This is a genomic window from Burkholderia sp. MSMB1078WGS (genome assembly GCF_001528895.1).
Classification (GTDB): domain Bacteria; phylum Pseudomonadota; class Gammaproteobacteria; order Burkholderiales; family Burkholderiaceae; genus Burkholderia.
In genome coordinates this window covers 1-3,804 of record NZ_LPDI01000043.1, presented here as the reverse complement: position 1 = coordinate 3,804, position 3,804 = coordinate 1, and the positions used below count along the sequence as shown (strand labels likewise).

Sequence of the window (3,804 nt, the reverse complement as noted above, 5' to 3'; positions counted from 1 at the left end):
GGAATTCGGCACGCAGGAGCGCAAGCTGATGTTCGCGGATCACCTGCTGAAGCACGTGCCGCTTGCTGCCCGGATCAGGAAGGTGCTGAACGAGCGTCCGGGCCACCGCGCGCCGCGCGTGCGCTTCGAGCAGGAGCTGGAGGATTTCCTGTCCGACGAAGCGGCCGAGGAAACGCTCGACGCGGTGATCGACTGGGGGCGGTACGGGGAGGTCTTCTCGTACAACGACAAGACGGAAGTGTTCAGTCTGGAGGACGTCGAGAGTTGAGCGCCGCGCCCGAATGGCGGCCACGTGTCATTCGGGCAAATCGCGCTGGCTGGTATCCCACTCGATCCCGCCCGCGTTGAGCTGTTCGATCTTCTCCATCCGCTGCCGGGCCAGTTCCGGCAGCCGGTTCGTCACGCCGATCACCAGCGCTTCGGCGAGCGCCAGCGCCGGCACGTTGGTCTGCAGCATCGCGAAAGGGCGCCCCTGGATCCGCAGCACGATCTCCGCGAATTCGCCGATCGGCGAGCGCCATTCGTCGGTGATCAGCAGGATCCGCGCGCCGAGCCGGTGCGCGGCCTGCGCGAAGCGGATGCTGTCCTTCTGGTAGCGGCGAAAGTCGAAGATCACGAGCAGGTCGGTGCGCCCCATGTCGGCCAGCGCGACGGACGCGAGATTCACGTTCGGCTCGACGTACTGCACGTGCGGCCGTGCATAGGCCAGCGTGAACGAGAACAGCGACGCGAGCGGCGCCGTATAGCGCCCGCCGCCGCAGAAGATGCGTACGTCCGGATCGGCCAGCACCGCCACCGCTGCGTCGAACGCGGCCGCGTCGAGCCCTTCGATCGTGGTCGCGAGCGATTCGGACAGCCGCTGGAAAATCGCCGCGTGGCTGTCGCGCATGCCCGTTTCCGAATGAAACGCATCCATGCGCGCGAGCGGCGAATTCATCGCGGTGTCGATCTCGTCGTGCAGCGCCTGCTGGAACGACGAATAGTTCGGAAAGCCGATCCGGACGACGAAGCGGAACACGGTCGGGTCGCTGACTTCCGCCTGCTTCGCGAACTGCGCGATGGGGCCCAGCCCGAGACTGGGATAGCGATCCAGCAACGCCTGCGCGACCTTCTGTTCCGACGGCGTGAAGCTATCCATCTGGGATAGCAGCAACGCCCTGATGCTCGTCCCCATCGGCACTCCGGCTCTCTATCTGAATTGAACGATCGAACGGCAGACGTGCGTCTGCCGGTAACTGCACGCATGTTAGCCGATCGACGTGCGGCAGGCGGCGCACGGTTCGAAATTAGAGGGACGTATCGCTCGATCCACGAATACGTTCATATATGTAATAAATCGAACATGCCTCGACAAAGATAGTCCCGCATATCCGCTTTGAATTCAGTAATTACCCTAGTTTTTGACGCAAAAAAGCGGGTGCTATGATCGCGGCCTTGCGGAAATGTACCGTTTATTACACGTCGAACGGGCGGCGTCGATACGCGGTGGTGCGGCCGCGCATCCCGGCATGCGCCGGTTTATTCGTCTGGAGGATTCCGTCATGAGGCGGCTCGTAGTACTCACCCTGTTGTCCGCGATGAGCGTGTGCGCGTTCGCCGCGTCGGACCCGGCGGTCGAAGCGAAGAACGGCATGGTCGTGTCGTCGCAGCACTTCGCGTCGCAGATCGGCGTCGACATCCTGAAGGCAGGCGGCAACGCGGTGGACGCGGCGGTGGCCGTCGGCTATGCGCAGGCCGTGACCAACCCATGCTGCGGCAACATCGGCGGCGGCGGCTTCATGACCCTCCACCTGGCCGACGGTCGCGACCGCTTCATCAATTTCCGCGAGACAGCGCCGGCCGCGGCGTCCGCGAACATGTATCTCGATGCGGCCGGCAACGTCATTCCGGACCAGAGCCTGTACGGCTATCGCGCGGTCGGCGTGCCGGGCACGGTGGCCGGGCTCGATCTCGCGCAGCGCAAGTACGGGAAGCTGACGCGCAAGCAGGTGATGGCGCCGGCGATCCGGCTCGCGCGCGACGGCTTCGTGCTGACGCGCGGCGATACCGACATCCTCGACACGACGGTCGAGCGCTTCAGGAAGGACCCGGAAGCCGCGCGCATCTTCCTGCGCCCGGACGGCACGGCGTTGCAGCCGGGCGATCGTCTGGTGCAGAAGGATCTGGCGCGCACGCTCGAGCGCATCGCGGAGCAGGGGCCGGACGCGTTCTATCACGGCGAGATTCCGAAGATCGTGGAAGCGGCGGCCAGGCGCGGCGGCGGCGTGATCACGGCGGCCGATTTCGCGTCCTATCGCGCGCAGGACATGGCGCCGCTGACGTGCACGTATCGCGGCTACGAGTTCGTGTCGGCGCCGCCGCCGAGTTCGGGCGGCGTGACGATGTGCGAGACGCTGAACATCCTCGAAGGATATGACCTGCGCAAGCTCGGCTACCACTCGGCCGCGGCGGTCCACTATATGACCGAAGCGATGCGCCATGCGTACGAAGACCGCAACACGCTGCTCGGCGATCCGGACTTCATCGACAACCCGGTTGCGAAGCTGACGAGCAAGGAGTACGCGGCGCAGATCCGCAAGAGCATCCATGCCGACACGGCGACGCCGTCGGTCGATGTGCAGCCCGGCGTCGGCGTGCACGAGAAGCCGGAAACGACGCACTACTCGATCGTCGACCACGACGGCAATGCGGTGTCGACGACCTATACGGTCAACGGCCGCTTCGGCGCCGTGGTCATCGCGCCGGGCACGGGCTTCTTCCTGAACGACGAGATGGACGACTTCACCGTGAAGGTCGGCGCGCAGAACCTGTTCGGCCTCGTGCAGGGCACGCGCAACTCGATCGCGCCGGGCAAGCGTCCGCTGTCGTCGATGGCGCCGACCATCGTGAAGAAGGACGGCAAGGTATTCATGGTGGTCGGTTCGCCGGGCGGCTCGCGCATCATCACGATCACGCTGCAGACCGTGCTGAACGTGATCGACTACGGGATGACGCCGCAGGACGCGGTCGCCGCGCCGCGCATCCATCATCAGTGGCTGCCCGACGCGGTCTATTACGAAACCTACGGCCTGTCGCCCGACACGCTCGCGATCCTTCGCAACATGGGCTACAAGATGGTCGAGCAGACGCCGTGGGGCGCCGCCGAGCTGATCATGGTCGGCCTGCCGGGCACCGAAGCCGCGAGCCGCCAGAGTTCCGGGAACGATTCGTCCGTGTCCGGCAACGTGCGTGTGGGCTTCATCTACGGCTACAACGACCCGCGCCGTCCGGCGGGCTCCGCGATCGGCTATTGATCCGATCGCTGCATGCCGGATCGCTGCCGCCGGCGTTCGCGTTGCTGCGAATGCCGGTGCGGCGGCGCGTCCGCCCGCGGATCACCGTGTCGGCCCGAGCGGCGCGCTCCGCGCGCCCCATGGCACGGCACGCGCCTCTTTCTTCCGTCAACTCCATCGCCGTGCGGCGAATTCCATCATGAACAAACGAATGTCTGCGGCAGGCTGGATCCTGCTCGCGATGGCAGCCGGCATCCTGATCGGCTACCTGATCTACACGCAGCTTCCGGACAAGCAGTCGGCCGCCGAAATCGCCGGCTACATCTCGCTCGTATCCGACGTGTTCCTGCGGCTGATCAAGATGGTGATCGGCCCGCTGGTGTTCTCGACGCTGGTGGTCGGCATCGCGCACATGGGCGATGCGTCGTCGGTCGGGCGCGTGTTCGTGAAGGCGCTCGGCTGGTTCGTCACCGCGTCGCTGGTCTCGCTGCTGCTCGGGTTGCTGATGGCGAACCTGCTGCGGCCCGGCGAG

4 protein-coding genes are annotated in these 3,804 nt (G+C 65.6%); 3 read left to right on the top strand and 1 reads right to left on the bottom strand.

Annotated elements, in window-relative coordinates; all coding sequences use genetic code 11:
* The coding region (locus WT24_RS13820; protein WP_179949343.1) for an AAA-associated domain-containing protein at positions 1-268 on the top strand (268 nt) is incomplete at its 5' end.
* A gap of 27 nt (positions 269-295) precedes the next feature.
* Here WT24_RS13820 and WT24_RS13815 read toward each other — a convergent pair.
* Positions 296-1,174 (bottom strand): MurR/RpiR family transcriptional regulator, encoded by an 879-nt coding sequence (locus tag WT24_RS13815; protein WP_059500173.1) that lies wholly within the window; start codon positions 1,172-1,174, stop codon positions 296-298.
* Positions 1,175-1,541: 367 nt separating this feature from the next.
* Here WT24_RS13815 and ggt point away from each other — a divergent pair, with 367 nt between their 5' ends.
* On the top strand, positions 1,542-3,293 hold the full coding sequence (gene ggt / locus WT24_RS13810; protein ID WP_059789107.1) for a gamma-glutamyltransferase: 1,752 nt from the start codon (positions 1,542-1,544) through the stop codon (positions 3,291-3,293).
* A 178-nt stretch (positions 3,294-3,471) separates the two neighbouring features.
* Positions 3,472-3,804: cation:dicarboxylate symporter family transporter (locus WT24_RS13805; protein ID WP_156441791.1), on the top strand; the 333-nt coding region annotated here is incomplete at its 3' end.